Raw genomic sequence first — 3,407 nt, 5'->3', positions numbered from 1 at the left:
GTTGTGGGGTCAGGGGTGGAGGCGCTTCAGGGTTGCTATGTCGGCGGCGTGGCCCACGTGCTTCTCGGTGGGGGTTTCCACCAGGACGGGGACGCCGGCGGTGGCGGGGTGGCGCATCAGCTCCGCGAACGCCGGCTCGCCGATGGTGCCCTTGCCGATGCTCTCGTGCCGGTCACGGGTGGAGCCGCACAGGTCCTTCGAGTCGTTCGCGTGCACCAGCTTCAGCCGGTCCGCGCCCACCGCGGTGACCAGCGCGTCCAGCGTGGCGGTCATCCCGCCCTCGGCGGCCAGGTCGTGCCCGGCCGCCCAGGCGTGGCAGGTGTCGAAGCAGACGCCCAGCATCGGGTGGCGGTCCACCGCGTCCAGGTAGGGGCCCAGGTGCTCGACCCGGGAGGCCAGGGACCGGCCGCCCCCGGCGCTCGGCTCGACCAGCAGCATCGGCCCGCCGGTCGCCGCGGCCTCGTCGAGCAGCGGGAGCAGGGCCTCCCGGACCTGCCGCATGGCCGCCTCGGCGTGACCCGCGTCGACGGCGCTGCCGGCGTGGAACACCACGGCCTCGGCGCCGATGGCCCGGCCCCGGCGCAGCGCGTGGGCCAGGGTCTCCGCCGACCGCTCGACCGTGGCCGGGGTGGGGGAGCCGAGGTTGACCAGCAGCGAGGCGTGGATGAAGACCGGCAGGCCGCGCTCGCCGCAGCCGTCCCGGAACAGCACGTCCTGCTTCGGGTCGCCCGCCGGCAGCGCCCAGCCCCGCGAGTTGGAGACGTAGACCTGCACGGCCTCGGAGGCGGCCGCGTCGGCGTAGGGCAGCGCCGCCTTGGCCAGGCCGCCGGAGGTGGGGGTGTGCGAGCCGACCCGCCGGCGCGTGCCGCTGAGCCCCACGGTTCGCTCGCTCACAGGCAGGTCACCGTGACCGGGGTGCCCGGCGGCACCGGGGTGTTCTCGCCCGGGTTCTGGAACCGGGCCACCCCGTTGGGGTTGAGCTGGATGGTGACCGGGAAGCCCTGGCTCTCCAGCACCTGCTTGGCCTGCTGGCACGGCAGGTCGACCACCCTGGGGACGGGCACCTGGGCGGGGCCCTTGCTGACGTCCAGCTTGACCTGGGCGCCCTTCTCCACGCCGGTGCCGTCGGCCGGGCTCTGGCCGAGGACCTCGTCCTTCGGCTTGTCGGAGTCCTTGTACGTCTCCACCGGGGTCAGCCCCAGCCGGCCGAGGATGGTGCGGGCCTCGCCGAGGTTCTTGCCCACCAGGTTCGGCACGGTCGCCGGCGCGCGGCCCTTGCTCAGGACCACCGTCACCTTCGAGCCCGGCTTGACCACCGCGCCGACCTTCGGGTCGGTGGCCAGCACCACCCCGGCCGGCAGCGCGTCGTCGTAGCGGGAGCCGCCCTTGACCGGCACCAGCTTCGCGTCGCTCAGCTCGGCCTGGGCCAGCGCGAAGTCCTTGCCCACCACGTCCGGCACCGGCAGCCGCTCCGGACCGAGCGACAGGGTCAGGGTGATCGTGCCGCCCTTGACGATCCGGGTGGCGGAGACCGGGTCCTGGCCCAGCACCGTGTCCTTGGGGATCTTCTCGTCGTAGCGGGGCTCCGCGTAGTGCAGGGTGAAGCCGCCCCGGGTGGCCTGCGCCTCCGCGTCAACCTTGGTCAGGCTCACGAGCTGCGGGGCGACCGTGTAGCGGCCCACCCCGAACCACCAGCCGCCGACGGCGGCCACCAGGCCGAGCACCACGGCCGCCGCGGCGACCGCCAGCCGGCCGCGCGGCGAGCCCATCACCCGGGTACGCAGCTCGCCCAGCCGGGCGCCCAGGCCCTCGTCCTCGACGGCGCGGCGGCGGTGCGGACGCTGGGCGCCGCCCTCGGGCAGCCGCGCCCAGGCGGGGCGCTCGGCCGGGCGGACCGCGGCCACCACCATGGTGGGCTGCGCGAGCACGCTCGTCTCGTCGCCCACCGGCCGCAGCACCGCGGTGTGCGTGCCGTTGCCCAGCTCGTCCCGCGCGGCCTGCACCTCGGTGAGCAGCGCGCCGGCGTCGGCCGGGCGGGCGGCGGGGTCGCGCCGGGTGGCCCGGGCGACCAGCCGGTCGAGGACCGGGGGCAGCGCCGGCACCAGGGTCGACGGGGCCGGCACGTCGCGGTCGACGTGCTGCCAGGCCACCTCCACGGGGCGGTCGCCGTCGTAGGGCACCCGGCCGGTGAGCATCTCGAACAGCACGATGCCGGCGGAGTAGACGTCGGTGCGCGGGTCCGCGTGGCCCTGGGTGACCAGCTCCGGCGCCACGTAGGCCACGGTGGCCATGAGCTGGTTGCCGTTCTCCTCCTCGGCGCTCGCCTCGACCGCGCGGGCCAGCCCGAAGTCGGCCACCTTGACCACGCTGTCCACCAGGCTGGTGGTGCCACCGGTGGGCGGCTCGGCGACCAGCACGTTCTCCGGCTTGACGTCGCGGTGGACCAGGCCGGCCCGGTGGGCGGCGGCGATCGCGGCGAGCATCTGCTCGGCGATGGCCAGCGTCTCGTCGGGGTTGAGCCGGCGCCGCTCGGCGAGCACGTCGCGCAGCGTGCGGCCGCGCACGTACTCCATCACCAGGTAGGGGAGGCCGGCGTGGCTGCCCTGGTCGTAGACCGCCACCACGTTGGGGTGGGTGAGCCGGGCGATGGTCTTCGCCTCGTCGGTGAAGCGCTCGACGAAGCCGGCCATCCGGGCCCGGGCCTCGGGCGCCTGGGTCGGGTGAATGATCTTGACCGCCACGGTGCGCTCCAGGCGCTCGTCGGTGGCGGTGTACACGGTCGCCATGCCGCCACGGGCCACGCGACCGCGAATGCGGTAGCGCCCGTCGATCAGCGAGCCCAGCAACGTGTCGGCGACCTGTGTGTCCATCGGCAGGCAGTCTATGTGTCGGGAGGGTGAAGGTTGAACAGGATGCTACAGCCGGCATGCGACCGGCGGCACCGGCGCACGCGTCCGGCGGGGTACGGGGTGCCGCCGACCGGCCCCGCCGGGCACGTGGCAGGGTGGTCGGGTGACCGATTCCGTACCCGCCGAGAGCGCCACCACCGGGGCCGACCTGCCCGGACCGACCGACCCGGCCGGCTGGCTGACCCTGCCGGACGTGGCCGAGCGCCTCGACCTGTCGATCAGCAAGGTGCACCAGATGATCCGCGACCGGGAGCTGCTCGCGGTGCGCCGCGACGGCGTCCGCCGGATCCCGGCCGACCTGGTGGCCAACCGCACCGTGCTCAAGCACCTGCCCGGCGTGCTCAACCTGCTCGCCGACGCCGGGTACGACGACGAGGAGGCGCTGCGCTGGCTCTACGAGCCCGACCCGACCCTCGCCGGCACCACCCCGGCCGCCACCCTCGCCGGCGACCAGGCCCGCGAGGTCAAGCGCCGCGCGCAGGCCCTGGGCTTCTGACC

At 75.1% G+C, this 3,407-nt stretch carries 3 protein-coding genes; 1 reads left to right on the top strand and 2 read right to left on the bottom strand.

What is annotated here, in order from left to right:
• Positions 1-9: 9 nt before the first annotated feature.
• Together F8274_RS30200 and pknB are read right to left on the bottom strand one after the other, a co-directional pair.
• The gene (locus tag F8274_RS30200) at positions 10-894 is read right to left on the bottom strand and encodes a deoxyribonuclease IV (RefSeq protein WP_225854044.1); all 885 of its coding nucleotides are present in this window, start codon (positions 892-894) and stop codon (positions 10-12) included.
• On the bottom strand, positions 891-2,870 hold the full coding sequence (pknB, locus tag F8274_RS30195; protein WP_151465753.1) for a Stk1 family PASTA domain-containing Ser/Thr kinase: 1,980 nt from the start codon (positions 2,868-2,870) through the stop codon (positions 891-893). The genes F8274_RS30200 and pknB overlap by 4 nt, the downstream gene beginning before the upstream one ends.
• Positions 2,871-3,012: 142 nt before the next feature.
• On the opposite strand from pknB, the gene F8274_RS30190 reads away from it, so the two are divergent.
• Complete coding sequence (locus tag F8274_RS30190) at positions 3,013-3,405, top strand: Rv2175c family DNA-binding protein (RefSeq protein WP_192580053.1); 393 nt, start codon at positions 3,013-3,015, stop codon at positions 3,403-3,405.
• Positions 3,406-3,407 lie beyond the last annotated feature (2 nt).

It is taken from the genome of Micromonospora sp. AMSO31t (assembly GCF_008868175.1).
GTDB lineage: Bacteria > Actinomycetota > Actinomycetes > Mycobacteriales > Micromonosporaceae > Micromonospora.
Note: the sequence above shows the minus strand (reverse complement) of the source record. Positions and strands in the feature narration are given on the sequence as shown.